14 protein-coding genes are annotated in these 17025 nt (G+C 58.0%); 6 read left to right on the forward strand and 8 right to left on the reverse strand.

The window, feature by feature from the left end; all coding sequences use genetic code 11:
* Positions 1-16 precede the first annotated feature (16 nt).
* Complete coding sequence (locus tag H4N61_RS03455) at positions 17-484, reverse strand: Lrp/AsnC ligand binding domain-containing protein (RefSeq protein WP_182395012.1); 468 nt, start codon at positions 482-484, stop codon at positions 17-19.
* A gap of 124 nt (positions 485-608) precedes the next feature.
* On the opposite strand from H4N61_RS03455, the gene putA reads away from it, so the two are divergent.
* Entirely contained in the window at positions 609-3986 is a 3378-nt protein-coding gene (gene putA, locus H4N61_RS03460; RefSeq protein ID WP_182395013.1) for a bifunctional proline dehydrogenase/L-glutamate gamma-semialdehyde dehydrogenase PutA, read from the forward strand.
* A 153-nt stretch (positions 3987-4139) separates the two neighbouring features.
* Here putA and H4N61_RS03465 read toward each other — a convergent pair whose 3' ends face one another.
* From H4N61_RS03465 to H4N61_RS03485, 5 genes are read right to left on the reverse strand one after another with little or no spacing between them, the layout of a single operon-like run.
* Complete coding sequence (locus tag H4N61_RS03465) at positions 4140-4634, reverse strand: GAF domain-containing protein (protein WP_182395015.1); 495 nt, start codon at positions 4632-4634, stop codon at positions 4140-4142.
* Positions 4635-4694: 60 nt separating this feature from the next.
* A complete protein-coding gene (locus H4N61_RS03470) occupies positions 4695-5423 on the reverse strand; it encodes an ABC transporter ATP-binding protein (RefSeq protein WP_169194598.1) in 729 nt (242 codons plus the stop codon).
* Positions 5420-6253: an ABC transporter ATP-binding protein gene (locus H4N61_RS03475; RefSeq protein ID WP_182395017.1), complete on the reverse strand. Its 834-nt coding sequence runs from the start codon at positions 6251-6253 to the stop codon at positions 5420-5422. The genes H4N61_RS03470 and H4N61_RS03475 overlap by 4 nt, the downstream gene beginning before the upstream one ends.
* A complete protein-coding gene (locus H4N61_RS03480) occupies positions 6253-7155 on the reverse strand; it encodes an ABC transporter permease (RefSeq protein ID WP_169194600.1) in 903 nt (300 codons plus the stop codon). The genes H4N61_RS03475 and H4N61_RS03480 overlap by 1 nt, the downstream gene beginning before the upstream one ends.
* Complete coding sequence (locus H4N61_RS03485) at positions 7152-8156, reverse strand: ABC transporter permease (protein WP_248306590.1); 1005 nt, start codon at positions 8154-8156, stop codon at positions 7152-7154. The genes H4N61_RS03480 and H4N61_RS03485 overlap by 4 nt, the downstream gene beginning before the upstream one ends.
* Positions 8157-8359: 203 nt before the next feature.
* On the opposite strand from H4N61_RS03485, the gene H4N61_RS03490 reads away from it, so the two are divergent.
* The 4 genes from H4N61_RS03490 to H4N61_RS03505 all read left to right on the forward strand — a co-directional run bounded on the left by H4N61_RS03490 (position 8360) and on the right by H4N61_RS03505 (position 12807).
* The gene (locus H4N61_RS03490) at positions 8360-9028 is read left to right on the forward strand and encodes an XRE family transcriptional regulator (RefSeq protein WP_248305913.1); all 669 of its coding nucleotides are present in this window, start codon (positions 8360-8362) and stop codon (positions 9026-9028) included.
* Positions 9025-10608 carry an ABC transporter substrate-binding protein gene (locus tag H4N61_RS03495; protein ID WP_169194602.1) on the forward strand — a complete coding sequence of 528 codons (1584 nt, stop codon included), beginning with the start codon at positions 9025-9027 and terminating at the stop codon, positions 10606-10608. The genes H4N61_RS03490 and H4N61_RS03495 overlap by 4 nt, the downstream gene beginning before the upstream one ends.
* Positions 10609-10749: 141 nt before the next feature.
* Positions 10750-11850 carry a Xaa-Pro peptidase family protein gene (locus H4N61_RS03500; RefSeq protein ID WP_169194603.1) on the forward strand — a complete coding sequence of 367 codons (1101 nt, stop codon included), beginning with the start codon at positions 10750-10752 and terminating at the stop codon, positions 11848-11850.
* 219 nt (positions 11851-12069) lie between these two features.
* Positions 12070-12807 (forward strand): glucosamine-6-phosphate deaminase, encoded by a 738-nt coding sequence (locus H4N61_RS03505; RefSeq protein ID WP_169194604.1) that lies wholly within the window; start codon positions 12070-12072, stop codon positions 12805-12807.
* Positions 12808-12872: 65 nt separating this feature from the next.
* Here H4N61_RS03505 and H4N61_RS03510 read toward each other — a convergent pair whose 3' ends face one another.
* The gene (locus H4N61_RS03510; protein ID WP_182395021.1) at positions 12873-13739 is read right to left on the reverse strand and encodes an AraC family transcriptional regulator; all 867 of its coding nucleotides are present in this window, start codon (positions 13737-13739) and stop codon (positions 12873-12875) included.
* 98 nt (positions 13740-13837) lie between these two features.
* On the opposite strand from H4N61_RS03510, the gene H4N61_RS03515 reads away from it, so the two are divergent.
* Positions 13838-15292 carry an alpha-glucosidase/alpha-galactosidase gene (locus tag H4N61_RS03515; protein ID WP_169194606.1) on the forward strand — a complete coding sequence of 485 codons (1455 nt, stop codon included), beginning with the start codon at positions 13838-13840 and terminating at the stop codon, positions 15290-15292.
* Positions 15293-15354: 62 nt separating this feature from the next.
* On the opposite strand, the gene H4N61_RS03520 is transcribed toward H4N61_RS03515, so the two are convergent.
* Entirely contained in the window at positions 15355-17019 is a 1665-nt protein-coding gene (locus H4N61_RS03520; RefSeq protein ID WP_182395022.1) for an ABC transporter ATP-binding protein, read from the reverse strand.
* Positions 17020-17025 lie beyond the last annotated feature (6 nt).

Consider the following 17025-nt stretch of genomic DNA (forward strand, 5'->3'; position numbering starts at 1 on the left):
TACTGCGACAGTACACTCACTCCGCGTCGTCTTTGACCGCTTCCATCGAGACATGGGTGGAGGTTTGCGCGACATGCGGAAGCGCCGAGAGCTTTTCGCCCAGAACTTCGCGGTAGGCGGCTATGTCCTTGGTACGGACTTTGAGCAGATAATCAAAGCTTGAGGCGATCATATGGGCCTGTTCGACCTCGGGGAGGGCGCGGACCGCTTTGTTGAAGGCTTCGAGCGCCGCCTTGCGCGTATCGCTAAGTTTGACTTCGACAAAGGCAACGTGTGGCAGACCGAGGCGTTTAGGATCGATCACCGCGCGATAGCCTAGGATATAGCCTTGTTCTTCGAGCCGTTTAATTCGGGCCTGACACGGAGTCTTCGAAAGGTTCACCCGGCGGCTCAGCTCGGCCACGCTGATACGGCCGTCTTTGCTCAATTCGTCCAAGATCTTACGATCAGTCTGGTTGATTGGACTATTGATGGCATCTTTCATGGGTGATTGTCCTGCAGTGTGGCTCAACAATCGCACGTATGTCGCGAAAAATCCATATCATCAGTGAAATCGCCTAATCGCCTTCTGGCAATATCATCCGGATTTCTTATTAGGGTCTCGCCCCATGGTTTCCGCTTCTGACGCCCGTCGCGCTCTGCACGAACGCATTTACGCTGACGAGTCTAGCCTCGTCCGCTCGCTGATCACTGCCACCGAATTTACTACCGAAGATCGCAAGGCGATTTCGGCCCGCGCGGTAGAACTGGTGGAAGCGGTGCGCAGCGGCGCAAAGCTCGGCCTGATGGAGAGCTTCCTCTCCGAATACGGTCTCGACACCGAAGAAGGCCTAGCGCTCATGTCCATGGCCGAAGCGCTATTGCGCGTGCCGGACAATGAAACCGTTGACGCGCTGATCCAAGACAAGATCGGCGGCGCGAACTGGGCGAGCCACTTTGGGGCGTCGGAAAGCAACCTCGTCAATTTCTCCTCTTGGGCGCTAAATCTCACCTCGCAGGTTCTCGGTCAGCCAGAAGTTGGCCCAACCAATGTCATCCACCGTGTTGTAGCACGTCTGGGCGAACCGGTGATCCGTACCGCTGTTCAGCAGGCGATGCGTATTCTTGGAGGTCAGTTCGTCTTCGCCCGTTCGATTGACGAAGCGATTTCCAATGCTAAGAAGCCAGAAGCTCTGGGCTATCGCTATAGCTACGACATGCTGGGCGAGGCGGCCCGCACCGCGGAGGACGCCAAGCGCTATTTCGATGCTTATATGCATGCGATCACCTCGCTGGCCCCTCACTGTGTCCACGGTTCAGTTCGCGACAATCCGGGTATTTCGGTCAAGCTTTCAGCGCTGCATGCGCGTTACGAAGTGGCGCAGCGCGACCGCGTAATGACCGAACTCGTCGATGCGACCCGTAAGCTCGCCATTGTCGCTGCGAAGGCTAACATGAGCTTCAACATCGACGCGGAGGAAGCGGATCGTCTCGATCTGTCGCTCGACGTCATCGAAGCTGTTCTGGAAACTCCAGAACTGGCGGGCTGGGATGGTTTCGGCATTGTCGTGCAGGCCTATGGCAAGCGCGTACTGCCTGCCATTGACTGGCTCGATGCGCTCGCCGAACGCCTTGGTCGCCGTATCATGGTCCGCCTCGTTAAGGGCGCCTATTGGGACGCCGAAATCAAGCGCGCGCAGGTGATGGGCCTTGAAGGCTATCCCGTGTTCACGCGCAAGGCCGCTACGGACGTCAGCTATATGGCTGCAGCGCGGAAGCTGTTTGCCTCCAAGAACATCTATCCGCAGTTTGCGGGCCATAACGCACACACCGTTGCCGCTATTCTACACCTAGCGCAGGCAGCTGGTCGCAGCACCGACACTTGGGAATTGCAGCGTCTGCATGGCATGGGTGATCAGCTCCATGAAGTCGTGCGCCAGCAGCACCAGACGACCTCGCGTATTTACGCACCAGTCGGCCCACACAAAGACCTGCTCGCCTATCTCGTTCGCCGTCTGCTCGAGAACGGCGCGAATGGCTCGTTCGTCTATCAGATCGCCGACAAGGACATTCCAGCGACGACCGTTGCCGAAGACCCGATTGCTAAGCTCGAAGCGCTCGGCGACCAACTGCACAATGCAGCGATCCCAATGCCGGGAGATATCTTCCCCAACCGCGCTAATTCCCGTGGCTATGACCTGACCGACCCAATAGCTTTCGGTCAGCTCGATGCAGCACGCGAAGCATTCCGCACCCATCAGTGGGTGGCGGCCCCTTATGGCGCGATGAGCCGCGCGGACACCGCTGCAAAGCCAGTGATTAACCCTGCAGACCACAGCGATGTGGTTGGCACAGTGATTGACGCGACACCGGAGCAAGTGGCGGAAGCGGCGACCTATGCCGCTAAGTCCAACTGGGCACAGGTGCCGGTCGCAGATCGCGCTGCGGCGCTGACCCGTGCGGCAGAACTGTTTGAGGCCAATACGGCAGAATTCTTTGCCCTGCTCACCCGTGAAGCCGGCAAGAGCTGGAATGACGCGATCGCGGAAGTGCGTGAAGCAGTCGATTTCCTCCACTATTACGCAGCGGAAGCGAAAAACCTGAGCGGCGAAGCCCGTGGTCCGTTCGTGGCGATTTCGCCCTGGAACTTCCCGCTGGCCATTTTCACCGGCCAGATCGCGGCAGCTCTCGTCGCCGGTAATCCGGTTCTAGCAAAGCCTGCGCCGCAAACCCCGCTGGTGGCTTACCGTGCGGTTGAGCTGATGCGTCTCGCGGGTATTCCGGTTGATGCTCTGCAATTGCTGCCGGGTGGTCCGGACGTGGGTGCGGCTCTGACCTCGAACCCAGATGTGAAGGGTGTTGCGTTCACTGGCTCGCTGCCAACAGCCAAGCGCATCGAAAGCTCGATGGCGGAGTACCTCGACCCATCCGCGCCGCTTATCGCGGAAACCGGTGGTCTCAACGCTATGGTTGTGGACACCACGGCGCTGACCGAACAGGCGGTGCGCGACATCCTCGCTTCGGCCTTCCAGTCGGCTGGTCAGCGGTGCTCGGCCCTGCGCATTCTCTACGTTCAGGAAGACTGTGCGGACAAGACCATCACCATGATCAAGGGGGCGATGGATGAGCTGCGTCTGGGCAATACCTGGGACATTGCCAATGACGTTGGCCCGGTGATCGATGCTGCAGCAAAGGCCAAAATCGATGCTTATGTGACCGAGCGCACGGCCAATATCATCCACCAGATGAAGGCTCCTGGAGGCGGGACTTTCGTGGCTCCGACCATTTTGAAGGTCGGCGGTATTGAAGACATGCCTGAAGAAATCTTCGGTCCTGTGCTGCATGTCGCGACCTTCAAGGCCGAGGGTCTGCCCAAGGTGATCGAAGCGATCAATGCATCGGGCTATGGCCTGACCTTTGGTCTGCACACTCGTATTTCGACCCGTGTGAAGTCGATTGCGGAGCAGGTTCATTGCGGCAATATCTACGTCAATCGCAACCAGATTGGTGCGGTCGTAGGCAGCCAGCCGTTCGGCGGCGAAGGCTTCTCGGGCACAGGCCCCAAGGCTGGTGGCCCGAACTATCTGCCACGCTTCACCAAGGGTGCGGGTGCATTGCAGACGGCAGCGATCGAGTTGCCTGGTCCGACGGGTGAAACCAATACGCTGCATGCCTTCCCGCGTGGTGTCTTCCTCGGTCTTGGACCAACGGACGCCGATATTGCGGCGCAAAAGGCCATGGCAGAAGCAACTGGCTGCGTGTTCTTTGCCGACAAGACCGAAAAAGACTGGCGTGCTTGCGGCGAGCATTTCGACGCAATCGCTTGGTTCGGTGACGCCGACACGTTGCGTACGATCCGTCAGGATCTCGCCAAGCGCCAAGGCGTGATTACTCCGCTGCTCACAGGCCCGCAGGATATCGTGCGCTTGCAGCATGAGCGTCATGTCTGCATCGACACCACTGCTGCTGGTGGCAATGCGACCTTGATGGCTTCCGCGGCCGTCTAAACGAGCTTCAGGTTTCGACCTGCGAGGCCCTCCTGTGCTGACCCACGGGAGGGCCTTTTGGTGTGTGGAGCAGGCGTGACGACGCAATTATGGATGGCAGGCACAAAAAAAGCGCCCCCAAGGGAGCGCTTCAAATTTCGTGTGCGTAAGGCCTTAGAGCGTCGTGGCGACCAGTACAGCGAGCTTGGCTGGGGTGCCGAGTACGTTGCGGATGGTTTCAACCTTCTCGGGTGTGAAGTGCCCCTCAACGTCCAGCATGTTCATGGTGCCGATGAGCTTGTCCTTGACGATAACCGGATAGTTCACCACCGAATGGCAGCCCAGCGCGTTGATGGTTTCGTGGTCGAACAGAACCTTGGCGATGTCTTCAATGGTGTTGGCGACATAGCATTCACGCTTGCCATGGACGATGTCGAACCACGGACCATAGTTCAGCGGCTTGGTGCCAGAAGTTGGATAGGTTTCCGGGTGGCTGGTGTAGGCGCGGCGGGAGACCTCGAGGTCCCAGTCGACCAGCATGACGGTGAAGAGCTTTGCGCCAACAACGTCACGCACCAACGTCTGCAGAGCCGAGAAGGCGTCGTCGGCAGTGGTTGCCTTGGCAATAGCGGCGTCGAAGGCCACAAGAGCTTTAGTATGGTCAGTCATGTCTCAAAATAGTCCTGAGATGCGCCCTGGAGCAGGGCAGGGAAAGGCCAATGGTCGCGCCTAGTGGTTAGCGGCCATCAATTCGCGCGAGTAGGGTTCTTTCAGCTCGCCGCGCTTAAGATCTGCGACGTCAGCAATCTCGACAATCCGACCCTTCTGCATGACCGCAAGGCGGTCGCAGAGGAAGCTCACCACCGGCAGATTGTGCGTCACCATGAGATAGGTGAGGCCCTGTTCCTTACGGAGGCGCTTGAGCAAATTCAGAATTTCAGCCTGAACGGAAACGTCCAGCGCCGAGGTCGGCTCATCGAGCAGCATGACTTTGGGTTCGAGCATCAAAGCGCGCGCAATAGCAACACGCTGGCGCTGACCACCCGAAAGCTGGTGCGGGAAGCGGAAACGGAAACGCTTGTCGAGACCGACATTGCGCAAGGTTTCTTCAACGCGCTCATCGCGATTGCCAATACCGTGAATGGCCAGAGGCTCAGTGAGCACATCGTCAATGGTCTTGCGCGGATGCAGCGACCCATATGGGTCCTGAAACACCATCTGGACCTGACGCGACACGCTGCGGTCAATGCTGTGGCTGCGCGGCTTGCCGAGCACCGAAATCTCGCCGGTCCATTCTGGTGCAAGACCAGCAATGGCGCGCAAAATCGTCGATTTGCCCGAGCCACTTTCACCGACGAGGGCAAAGCTTTCGCCCTCAGGAATGGAGAGGTTCACCCCATGCACGACCTTGCTGTCGCCATAGGAAATGTCGAGGTTTTTGAGTTCAATCGCGGTCATGTGCCAGCCCATAGTGTGCGGTCGAGCACAGGAAGTTCGTCACGGGTTTCGTTGAGCACCGGCATGGCGGCCAGAAGGCCACGCGTATACGGATGCTTGGCATTGTGCAGCTCGCTGGCGACGCATTCTTCAACAACCTGGCCCGAGTTCATCACAAGGATGCGGTCGCAATAGCGGCTAACGAGGTTGAGGTCGTGGCTGATTAGGATCAAGCCCATGCCCTTGCTGGTGACAAGGTCATCGATGATATCGAGCACCTGAGCCTGCACTGAAACGTCGAGCGCCGAGGTTGGTTCGTCCGCAATCAGCAGTTCAGGTTTGGGGATCAGCATCATGGCGATCATGATGCGCTGGCCCATGCCGCCCGAGACTTCGTGCGGGTAAAGCTTAGCGACGTGTTCTGGATCGTTGATACGGACAGCATGCAGCATTTCGATAATGCGTGCGTGAACATCCTTACGCGGTAGCTTCTGGTGTGTGACCAAAGCTTCGGCGATCTGATCGCCCACGGTCATGACCGGGTTGAGCGAGAACTTTGGGTCCTGCATGACCATGGAAATGCGGGCGCCACGAATGGCGCGCATCTGCTTGTCGGACTGGGCCATGAGGTCGATGCCATCAAACTCAAGCTTGTCGGCAGTGACCTGACCGGGCTTGCGGATCAGCTTGAGGATGGAGCGGCCCGTCATCGACTTGCCCGAACCACTTTCGCCCACGATGCCCAGCCGTTCGCGGCCAAGGTTGAAGGACAGGCCCTTCACCACTTCGACGCGACCGGTATTGGTGGGGAAGCTGACGCGCAGGTTTTCAACTTTGAGAAGAGTATCCATTAGCTCTTACCCTCGCTCTTGGGGTCAAGCACGTCGCGCAGACCATCGCCGAGGAAGCAGAAGCCCAAGGAGACGATGATGATGGCGAAGCCTGGCATGGTGGCAACCCACCACTGATCGAGAATGAAGGTACGGCCACGCGAAATCATGGCGCCCCATTCTGGAAGCGGCGGCTGTGCACCAAGGCCGATAAAGCCAAGACCGGCAGCGGTAAGGATGACGCCTGCCATGTCGAGGGTGACGCGAACGATCATCGACGAGGTGCAAAGCGGCAGGATGTGCTTGACGATCACACGGACTGGACCACCACCGGATAGGCGCACTGCCGAAATGTATTCGGCATTGCGAATGGTGAGAGTTTCAGCGCGCGCGATACGGGCATAGGCCGGCCAAGCAGTGATGGCGATGGCAATAATGGCATTGTTGATGCCAGGGCCAAGCGCCGCCACGAAGGCCAAAGCCAAGATGAGCTTAGGGAGCGACAGGAAAATGTCGGTGAAGCCCATGAGGATTTTGTCGACCCAGCCGCCGAAGTAGCCAGCAATGGCGCCGACCAAGAGACCGAGTGGAGCCGAGATCAGCGCCACCAGCATGACGATGGTGAGGGTAATCTGCGAGCCATAGACGACGCGCGAGAAGATATCGCGCCCAAGCTCATCGGTGCCCATCCAGTGGTCACCCGAAGGCGGCAGAAGACGATTGCCAAGGTTTTGGCCGGTTGGCGAATAGGGGGCAATCCATGGCGCAAAAGCTGCGGTAAACAGCAGCACCAGAATGATCACACCACCCAGAACCGAGAGGGGATTGCGCAGCAGAGCGGTGAAGACGCGATAGGCGCGACCCACATTGGCCTGAAGCTTCGAAGTCGGGGAATCGGCAAGTAGCCAATCACGAGTGGTCATGAACGGGCCCTCGGATCGAGGACGCGATAAAGCACGTCCGAAACTTTGTTGATGACGATGAACACGGCGCCGATGACAAGGGTAGACCCCAGCACAGCATTCATGTCGGCGTTGAGCAGTGCAGAGGTCAGATAGTTACCAATGCCGGGCCAGGAGAACACGGTTTCGATCATCACCGAGCCTTCAAGCAGACCCGCATAGGACAGACCAATAACAGTAATCAGCGGCACGAGAATGGGCTTGAACGCATGGCGCCAGATGACGACGCGCTCCGGCACACCTTTGACGCGAGCCGTGGTGACAAACTCCTGGCTTAGCTGATCGAGCATGAAGGAACGCGTCATGCGGGCGATGTAGGCGAGCGAGAAGAAGCCAAGGACAGACGCCGGGAGAATGAGGTGAGAAACCGCATTCCAGAAGATGTCGAAATCGCCGGAGATGACGCTATCGATGAGGATCATGCCAGTGATCGGGGGCACTAGACCATCATAGAAAATGTCCAATCGGCCCGGACCGCCAACCCACTTCAGGTGAGCGTAGAACAAGGCAAGGCCGACGAGACCGAGCCAGAAGGCCGGAACGGAATAGCCCAGTAGGCCAATGACGCGGATGATCTGATCAATCCAGCTGCCCTGCTTGGCGGCAGCTGTGACGCCAAGCGGCACACCCATAGCAACGCCAATGAGAATGCCCAAGGTGGCCATTTCAAAGGTCGCGGGGAAGAAGCGGCTGATGTCGTCAGCAACGTCACGACCAGTGGACACCGATTTGCCCAGATCGCCTGAGAAGACATTACCGACATAGGTGATGAACTGCTGCCAGAGCGGCTGATCTAGCCCCATCGCAATCTTGGCGGCGTCGTATTGAGCCTGCGTTGCACGGTCACCGACGACTGCCAGAACCGGGTCAATCGGGATCACACGGCCGATAAAGAAGGTTATCGCCAAAAGGCCAAGAAAAGTGAGGAAAAGAGTTATGACAAAGCCGGCAACCGCCGAAATCTGACGCTTGAGGCGCCGATTCCGGTTTTTGTTCGGGCTTGCCGATGGTGTCGATGTTTGGTCGAGCGCCACGTAATTTCCTTTATTAGAAACAGCAATTTAGCACCGCAAAAAAGTTCATTTTGCGGTTTCAATGGCTGCAGATTTCGCTTTCACCATACTAGCAATTTTGCTTATATCAAAAAAATTTTGGTGGGATGGGTATGGCAGAAGCGGTCGCGAAAGTGAACCAAGCGGATCACCCGAAGGTTGGTGCACTCATTCGCGCACGCCGTCGTCAGCAGCATTTGACCCTTGTGGAACTAGGGCAGGCCGCTGAGGTTTCGGTGGGCTATTTGAGCCAAGTCGAACGCGACCATGCGACGCCATCTTTGGGAACCTTGGCGCAGATCGCGCGCGCCCTTGAGGTGCCAATCGACTACTTCATCTCCGCTCCCACGACCGCCAACGCTTTGACGCGGGCAGGGGAACGCAATCGTTTTTCGGTCGACGGATCCTCGGTCGTCTACGAACGGATCGGCGCAGACTTTCCGGGCAATCAATTGTCTAGCTTTTTGCTGACTGTGCCGCCGGGCTATCGCTCCGAAACCGTTGCCCATGAGGGCGAAGAACTTATTTTTGTACTGGAAGGGTCAATCACTCAACGCCTCGATGGCGAAGACATGGTGATGAGCGCGGGCGATAGCCTGCATTATCGCGGCAACCTTCCGCACTCGTGGTTCAATTTGTCCGATCAGCCGGCGCGTCTGCTGTGGACGGGAACCCTTACACTCTTTCGCTCAAACGCCGGCCCGCGCGCTGGACAGAGCACAACCAAAACCGGCGCAAACAAGCCGGCTCGTAAAATAAACCCTAAGGAGAAACGCTCATGAAGCTCTTCCGCGCTGCCTTGCTGGCGACTGCGCTCACCCTGCCTGCGGCAGTTGGTGCAAACGCAGCAACCCCTGCAAACGCACTGGTCATTGCCCAGAACATCGACGATATCGTCGCGCTGGACCCGGCACAGGCCTATGAATTCTCGGCTGGCGAAATCAACGCCAACCTCTATGACCACCTGGTGCAGTACGCAGCAGAAGACACCACGGTTCTCGCACCGGGTCTGGCGTCCTCTTGGGTTGCAGACGAAGCGGCAAAGTCGCTGACCTTCACCATGCGCGAAGGCGCAACCTTCGCATCGGGCAACCCTGTCCGTGCAGAAGACGTGCACTACACCTTCAAGCGTGTTGTGACCCTCAACAAGACCCCGGCGTTCATTCTGACCCAGCTCGGCTGGACCCCAGAAAACATCGACGAAATGGTCACTGTTGACGGCAACACCGTTACCGTTCGTTGGTCGGGCGACTTCGCTTCGGCATTCGTTCTCAACGTGCTTGCAGCACGTCCGGGCTCGATTGTTGACCAGGTTCTCGTCAGCGCCAACGAAGTTGACGGCGACTGGGGCAATGCTTGGCTGAACTCCAATTCGGCTGGTTCGGGTCCATTCGTTCTGACCGACTACCGTGCGGCAGAAATGGTCCGTATGCAGGCCAATGCCAATTACTGGGGCGGCGCTCCGGCCATGGAACAGGTCATCATCCGCCACGTGGCTGAAGCCGCAACTCAGCAGCTGCTGCTGACCTCGGGCGACGTTGACATGGCCAAGAACCTGACCCCTGATCAGATCGGTGGTCTGGGCGATGCGGTTAAGGTTGAGACCTATCCGCAGTCGGCTGTTCACTTCCTTTCGTTCAACCAGAAGACCGAAGAGCTGACCAACCCAGCTATTTGGGAAGCTGCGCGTTACCTCGTCGATTATGACGGCATGACCCAGACTTTCCTCAAGGGTCAGATGGAAAAGCACCAGGCCTTCTGGCCAAAGGGCTTCCCAGGCGCTCTGGAAGACACCCCGTTCACCTACGACGTTGAAAAGGCTAAGCAGATTCTGGCTGACGCTGGTGTTGCAACGCCGCTCAACGTGACGCTCGACGTCATCAACTCGGCGCCATTCACCGACATCGCGCAGTCGCTGCAGGCTGGTTTCTCTGAAGTTGGTATCAACTTCGAAATCCTGCCAGGCACCGGCGCTCAGGTCATCACCAAGTACCGTGAACGTACCCACCAGGCGATGCTGCTGTATTGGGGCCCAGACTTCATGGATCCGCACTCGAACGCTAAGGCGTTTGCGTACAATTCCAACAATGCCGACGACGCATACGCAGCGACCACCACTTGGCGCAATGCTTGGGCCGTTCCGCAGGAAATGAACGACAAGGTCACTGCAGCTCTTGCTGAAGCTGACATGGACAAGCGTAACGAGATCTACCTCGACCTGCAGAAGCAGGTTCAGGCAGATGGCCCGATTGTCATCATGTTCCAGGCAGCCCTGAACATCGGCATGGCGAACAATGTCAACGGTTACGTCAACGGTTCGAACTCGGACTTCGTTTACTACCGTCTCGTCACCAAGAACTAAGTTATTGTGATGTTTGTCTGATTGCTTCCGCCTCTCCCCAGCAATGGGAGGAAGGGGCGGGAGCAGCTAGGCCCAAAAGACAAAAAACCGAAGCCGGCCGCGTGCCGGCTTCGGACCTCTTAAACCTGCAGGATTTGCATCATGAACCCCATTCTCGCCGCCCGCCTCGAAAAGCTGCGCGAGCGCATGGCCGCCACTGCCACGGATCTCGTGGTAATTGGCCCATCCAGCCATATGGTCTATCTGGCCGATCTCTCGCCGCATGGCGATGAGCGCCCGGTGATGTTGATGGTGAGCCAGAGTTATGCCGGGTTCCTCATGCCTGCGCTGAACGCCGATGCGGCGCGTCAGCACACAGATTTACCGTTCTTCCCCTGGTCAGACGCTGAAGGCCCGAACGCGGCATTGGAGCAGCTGCTGGACGCCACCGGCATTGACCGCAGCGCACCATCGGTTGTGCTTGACGAAACCATGCGCGCGGACTTCGCGCTGCTGGTTCTCGACGCGCTGCCGGGTGCAAGCCGTCGCTTCACTGCGGATACTGTCGGCTATCTGCGTTCGCGCAAGGATGCAGCCGAAGAGGCCGCAATCAAGGCCTCGCATCTGCTCAATGACCGTGCCGTTGAAGCTGCCTTTGCTCAGCTCAAGGAAGGCATGACCGAGATCGAAGTCGCAGACTTCATCAAGGGCTACTATAAGGCCAGTGGTGCTGAAACCGTGTTCTGCTCGGTCTGCTTCGGCCCAAACGGCGCCTTCCCGCACCACCATACCGGCGACACCAAGCTCAAGGCTGGGGACGCGGTATTGATCGACACAGGCGGTCGTATTGGCGGCTATCCTTCCGACATGACCCGCATGGGCTTCTTTAAGTCCAAGCCTGAAGGTTATGACGAGATCCACAATCTGGTCGATACGGCTGTGCAGGCGGCGCTCGCGGCCGCCGTACCAGGCGTTCCAGCCAGCGCCGTTGATAAGGCAGCACGTGATGTTATCACTGCCGCCGGGTACGGGGATAAGTTCCTGCACCGCACTGGCCACGGCTTGGGCATCGACGTGCACGAAGCGCCTTACATCACCGGCGCGTCGGAGACTATTTTGGACAACGGCATGGTGTTCTCGATCGAGCCGGGCATCTATCTGCAGGGCCGCTTCGGCCTGCGTCTTGAGGAGATTGTCATCATCCGCGATGGCAAGGCCAAGATCTTCTCGGAAATGGCGCGCACCGCCGTTGCTGCGGGTTAAATCTGCCACACAAACCGGGTGTCTACGACTTTGGTCGGGGACACCCTTGCTTACATCAGAGCGAAGTTATTGACACCGCTGCGAGCGTGACCCATTCAATGGCGGTCTTCAGAGACATCTGATGACCCGTTTCTGCTCAAGCCACACGCCTTCTGCGACTTGGGCTCGTCCGTGTTGCAGCGCGTTCATTGCGCGCCCGAATAGAGATTTGTGTTTGCTATGACCAAGCCAGAATTCCGCGTTTTTAACTCGCGTGAAGAAGTTGCCGCTGCTGTCGCCCGCCACCTCGCAGAAACCCTGTCGGCAAAACCCGCAGCAACCTTGGGCCTAGCAACTGGCAAGACCTTTATCTCGATTTATGCCGAGGTTGTTGAGCGCTTTAAAAAGGGCGAGATGGCCTTTGCTCAGGCCGCGAGCTTCAATCTCGACGAATATGTTGGCCTGCCTGCAGGTCACCCAGCCTCGTTCCGCAGCTACATGGAAGAGCATCTCTTCCGTCACGTCGACCTGCCTGCTGCGGACGCGCATCTGCCGAGCGTTGAAGGGGAAGTCGAAGCCTCCTGCGCCGCCTACGAAGCCGCTATCACTGCCCGTGGCGGCATTGATTTGCAGCTCCTCGGGATTGGCCAGAACGGTCACATCGGTTTCAACGAACCCGGTTCCGCTTTCGATAGCCGCACCCGTCAGGTTGAGCTGACCCAATCGACCATTGAAGCCAATACTTCGGACTTCCCTGCTGGCGAACTGCCGCCGCCAAGCGCTGTGACTATGGGCGTGGGTACCATAGTCGATGCCAAGGAAATCGTGCTGGTGGCGCTGGGCGCCAATAAGACCGAGGCCCTCAAGGCCGCGTTTGCATCGGCACCGAGCACTGACTGCCCTGCCTCGGCTCTTCAGGCCCACGGCAAGGTCGTGGTCTATTGCGACGCCGCTGCCAAGGGCGACATCGAAGGCTAAGTTTGCCTGACGACTATGATTTTGAAGGGGCAGGGGGAAACCTCTGCCCTTTTCTTTGGGTGAAACTACCTCGCCTCGAAGCGGGTGGCGCGATGGGCGAGCGGAGCGGTGTTGCGAACGCGGCGGAAAACCTTGGAGAAGTAGTTTCCGTCGGCAAAACCAGTCATGGCAGCGATGTCGACGACGCTCATTTCGGTAGCGAGCAGCAGGCGTTCGGCGCGGGCGATGCGGCGTTTCAAAACGTAGTGAGAAGGCGGACTGCCGACTGTCTCGGTAAAGCGGCGTACGAAATGGGCACGGCTCATGCTGGCAATGGCGGCGAGGCGCTCGACGTGAAGCGGCGCTGAGATATTGTGCTCGATGTAGCTAAGCACCCGCTCGATGGCAGCGGGATGAGCAGCGGCGGCGGCGGGTAGGGCGCTAAACGCGGCGTCGTAGAGCGTGGTCAGGGCGGCGTAGCCGAGGCTAGAGGCTTTACCCGCGCTCATGGTGCTGTCGGTGAGACAGGTACGTGTAGCGGCGGCAAGCGTATCGACCTCAGCTTCACTCAGACTGAGCACGGGGCCGGCCGTAGCCAAAATATCGAGGCTGAGGCGCATGGCCTCGCGCCCACTGATCAGCATCCAAAAATACTCCCAATGCCCGCCTCGCTCCAAAAAATAGCGATGCTCATGGGGCATGGTCACCAGCATGGTTTTGCCCGGCGTCAGCTTGTGGCGCACGCCAGCATAATCGAGCTGACCTTCGCCTTGTGTGGTGTGTTGCAACACAAGGAATGGCGCGCTGCCACGCTTCATTCCATCCCACGAATAGTGCTCATTTCGGCGCTGCTCAAAGCCTGCGCTGACGGTCATGCAATGCAGATGCGCTGCCCCTCGCGGAGGCTGGATATGCTTGAGATCGAACCCATGAGCAACGAGACGGGAGAGCACAAAATTACCCCTATTCGCACAAGCTTTCTCTACACCAGATAGTGGGAACTCGCTAGCTCTAGTGGCAAGGCGCAGGTTTTGGCGCTTGGGAGGAAGTTATGTCGTTTAAGGTCACCGTCATTGGAGCGGGCTCGGTCGGGTTTACCAAAACCCTGATCTCCGACCTGCTGAAAGTTCCAGAGTTTGTCGATTGCGAGTTCGCTCTGACCGATGTTAATCCGCACAATCTCGATATGGTCCGGCAGATTATCGAGACGATTGTCTCGGTCAATAAGCTCCCGGCCAAGGTGACGGCGACGACCAACCGCCGTGAGGCAATTGCCGGTGCGCGCTATGTGATGAGCTGCGTCCGTGTCGGTGGGCTTGAGGCTTTTACGCACGATATCAACGTGCCGCTCAAGTATGGCGTCGACCAATGCGTGGGCGACACCATCTGCGCCGGTGGTATTCTCTACGGCCAGCGCAATATTCCGGTCATTCTCGATTTCTGTAAGGATATCCGCGAAGTAGCGGAGCCGGGCGCGCTGTTCCTGAACTATGCCAACCCTATGGTGATGAACACTTGGGCGGCAGACCTCTATGGCGGCGTCAATGTCGTGGGGCTGTGTCACGGCGTGCAGCATGGGGCGCATCAGATCGCCAATGTTCTGGGCGTGACGGACGACGAACTGGACTATGTCTGCGCCGGGATCAATCACCAGACTTGGTACATCGATGTTCGCGCCAAAGGGCGGAAAATCGAGGCGGATGAGCTGATTGCTGGCTTTGAAAAACACCCTGTGTATTCAAAGCAGGAAAAGGTCCGCATCGACGTCCTCAAGCGGTTTGGTGTCTACTCAACAGAGAGCAATGGCCACCTTTCGGAATACCTGCCCTGGTATCGCAAGCGCCCGGAAGAGATCAGCCGCTGGATCGATATGAGCGATTGGATCCACGGGGAAACCGGGGGCTATCTGCGCTATTCAACTGAGCGCCGGAATTGGTTTGAAACCGATTTTCCGATGTTCAAGGAGCAGGCCAACAAACCGCTCTCGGAGCACAAACGCACCTCCGAACACGCCAGTTATATCATTGAAGCAATGGAAACTGGCCGCACCTATCGCGGGCATTTTAACCGCCGCAACAATGGGATTATTACCAATCTCCCCGCTGACGCGATTATTGAAAGCCCGGGTTTCGTAGACCGCTTCGGCATCAATATGGTGGAGGGGATAACTTTGCCAACTGCTTGTGCGGCCACATGTTCTGTCTCCGTGTCGGTGCAGCGCATGTCGGTAGAAGCAGCGATGACGGGCGATCTCAACCTTCTGAAATTGGCAGTGTTGCACGACCCACTCGTTGGCGCGATTTGTACGCCGGACGAGGTCTGGGCCATGGTCGACGAAATGGTCGTCGCTCAGGCTCAGTGGTTGCCGCAATACGCCGATGCTATCCCAGCGGCGGCTGAACGCGTGGCGAAATCCACGGTCAAGACACGTGACTGGGAAGGGGCGGCGCGCAAGCGTGTCCGCTCCGTGGACGAACTGCGCGAAATGCGTGGTGCGCACCACTAAGACGACGACTTCCTCTGTTCCTCAAGACGCCCCGTCCTCCCGGCGGGGCGTCGCCTTTTTGACTAAGCCGCGATTTCAAACGCCGCACGCACAAGGCGCTTGGTGTAATCGGTCTGCGGGTTCAACAGCACTTCATTGACCGGGCCTTGCTCCACGATTTTTCCGTTTTGCATCACCATAACCCGGTGGCAGAGAGCGCGGACAACTTTTAGGTCGTGGGAGATGAAAAGGTAGGAAAGGCCGCGTTCGTTCTGCAATTTGCGAAGCAGTTCAATGATTTGCGCCTGCACCGAAAGATCGAGTGCGGAAGTGGGCTCGTCGAGGAGAATGAACTCCGGCTCGAGCGCGATGGCCCGAGCAATGGCAATACGTTGGCGCTGACCTCCAGAGAACTCATGCGGGAAACGCTGGAGGATGGTGTCGGGCATGCCAGCGTCGCGTAGGGCCTGCCGCACGCGGTCGAGCCGCTCCGTGCGATTGGCGCCTATGCCATTGACGATCAGGCCTTCTTCGATGATCTGGCCGATCGACATGCGCGGGTTGAGCGATGAGAACGGGTCTTGGAAGACGATCTGCATACGCGAGCGCAGCGGTCGCATGCCGTTTCGGTCTAGCCCGTCGATCCGCTGGCCGTCGAAGGTAATCTGGCCGCCTTGATTGCCGATGAGTCGCACAAGAGCCTGACCAAATGTGGTCTTTCCCGAACCGCTTTCGCCAACGATACCAAGGGTTTCATGGCGCATAAGTTTGATGTCGAGATTGTCCACGGCCTTGAGCTCGTAGAACTCGGCATTGAAGAGCCCGCCGCGCTTAAGCGTGAAGCTGACCTTCACATTTTGACCTTCGAGCACGGTGTCATGCGCGCCGTCTGGGAGCGGCTCAGCGGTGCCCTTGGGTTCGGAGGCCAGCAAGTGCTGGGTGTATGGGTGTTGCGGGTTTTGGAACAGCGCTTCAGTGGCGTTGTGCTCCTGCACACGACCGTTCTGCATCACATAGACATAGTCTGAGAATTGCCGGACGATGGTCAGGTCATGGGTGATGAGGATCACTGCCATGCCGTACTTGTCCTTGAGGTCCTTGAGAAGATTGAGGATTTGGGCCTGAACGGTGACGTCGAGCGCGGTGGTTGGCTCGTCGGCGATAAGAATGTCCGGGCGATTGGCGAGAGCCATGGCGATCATGACGCGCTGGCGCTGACCGCCCGACAGCTGGTGCGGATATTGTTGGAGGCGAGCCTTGGGATCAGGAATTTGGACCTCGGCCAGCAAGGCCTCAGCCCGGGTCATTGCCTCTTTGCGGGAGACGCGATTGTGCAAATGGATCACTTCGCACAGCTGCTGCCCGATGGTGTAAACGGGGTTCAGGGAGCTCATAGGCTCTTGAAAGATCATGGCAATATCATTGCCGCGAAGTTTTCGCATCGCCTTATCGCTCATGGCGACAATGTCTTTCCCCGCCAATGTGATGCGCGTTTGGGGGAGAATGCTGGCGCGCTTGGTGAGGAGCCGCATGATGGTGCGGGCGGTTACGGATTTGCCCGATCCGCTCTCGCCCACAATGGCGATGGTTTCACCCTTGTGGAGCTGGAAGGACACGTCGCGGACAGCGTTGACGATGCCATTTTCGACTTTGAAATCAACGCCAACGTTGCGAGCGTCGAGGATGAGCTCACGTCCATGTTGGCCGAGGTCGAGGCGTTCGGCGGGAGCGAGATTTTCTTGTGTCATGGCGCG

The organism is Devosia sp. MC521, from assembly GCF_014127105.1.
Lineage (GTDB): Bacteria > Pseudomonadota > Alphaproteobacteria > Rhizobiales > Devosiaceae > Devosia.

Bases quoted from the DNA above. Each gene is read 5' to 3' on its own strand.
- H4N61_RS03455 (WP_182395012.1), bottom strand. From the start codon at position 484: ATGAAAGATGCCATCAATAGTCCAATCAACCAGACTGATCGTAAGATC.
- putA (WP_182395013.1), top strand. From the start codon at position 609: ATGGTTTCCGCTTCTGACGCCCGTCGCGCTCTGCACGAACGCATTTAC.
- H4N61_RS03465 (WP_182395015.1), bottom strand. From the start codon at position 4,634: ATGACTGACCATACTAAAGCTCTTGTGGCCTTCGACGCCGCTATTGCC.
- H4N61_RS03470 (WP_169194598.1), bottom strand. From the start codon at position 5,423: ATGACCGCGATTGAACTCAAAAACCTCGACATTTCCTATGGCGACAGC.
- H4N61_RS03475 (WP_182395017.1), bottom strand. From the start codon at position 6,253: ATGGATACTCTTCTCAAAGTTGAAAACCTGCGCGTCAGCTTCCCCACC.
- H4N61_RS03480 (WP_169194600.1), bottom strand. From the start codon at position 7,155: ATGACCACTCGTGATTGGCTACTTGCCGATTCCCCGACTTCGAAGCTT.
- H4N61_RS03490 (WP_248305913.1), top strand. From the start codon at position 8,360: ATGGCAGAAGCGGTCGCGAAAGTGAACCAAGCGGATCACCCGAAGGTT.
- H4N61_RS03495 (WP_169194602.1), top strand. From the start codon at position 9,025: ATGAAGCTCTTCCGCGCTGCCTTGCTGGCGACTGCGCTCACCCTGCCT.
- H4N61_RS03500 (WP_169194603.1), top strand. From the start codon at position 10,750: ATGAACCCCATTCTCGCCGCCCGCCTCGAAAAGCTGCGCGAGCGCATG.
- H4N61_RS03505 (WP_169194604.1), top strand. From the start codon at position 12,070: ATGACCAAGCCAGAATTCCGCGTTTTTAACTCGCGTGAAGAAGTTGCC.
- H4N61_RS03515 (WP_169194606.1), top strand. From the start codon at position 13,838: ATGTCGTTTAAGGTCACCGTCATTGGAGCGGGCTCGGTCGGGTTTACC.
- H4N61_RS03520 (WP_182395022.1), bottom strand. From the start codon at position 17,019: ATGACACAAGAAAATCTCGCTCCCGCCGAACGCCTCGACCTCGGCCAA.